The organism is Paraburkholderia ginsengiterrae, from assembly GCF_001645125.1.
GTDB classification, from domain to species: domain Bacteria; phylum Pseudomonadota; class Gammaproteobacteria; order Burkholderiales; family Burkholderiaceae; genus Paraburkholderia; species Paraburkholderia ginsengiterrae.
The window spans coordinates 1-446 of the sequence record NZ_LXKA01000268.1; the positions used below are offsets into that span (position 1 = coordinate 1).

Consider the following 446-nt stretch of genomic DNA (forward strand, 5'->3'; position numbering starts at 1 on the left):
GAACGAGACCGTCGGGGTAAATAACCCTGGAGGATGACGGTAGCGGAAGAAGAAGCACCGGCTAACGAGGTGCCAGCAGGCGCGGTCATACGTAGGGTGTGGGCGTTAATCGGAATTACTGGGCGTAAAGCGTGCGCAGGCGGTCCGCTAAGACCGATGTGAAATCCCCGGGCTTAAACTGGGAACTGAATTGGTGACTGGCGGGCTAGAGTATGGGAGAGGGGGGTAGAATTCCACGTGTAGCAGTGAAATGCGTAGAGATGTGGAGGAATACCGATGGCGAAGGCAGCCCCCTGGGCCAATACTGATGCTCATGCACGAAAGCGTGGGGAGCAAACCGGATTAGATACCCTGGTAGTCCACGCCCTAAACGATGTCAACTAGTTGTCGGGTCTCCATTTACTTGGCAGTGGAGCTCAAGCGCGAAGTGTACCGCCGCGGGAGTA

The 446-nt window shown here is 56.3% G+C and carries 1 rRNA gene; it reads left to right on the forward strand.

What is annotated here, in order from left to right:
• Window positions 1-446 (forward strand): 16S ribosomal RNA (locus tag A6V37_RS20080); the annotation flags it as partial.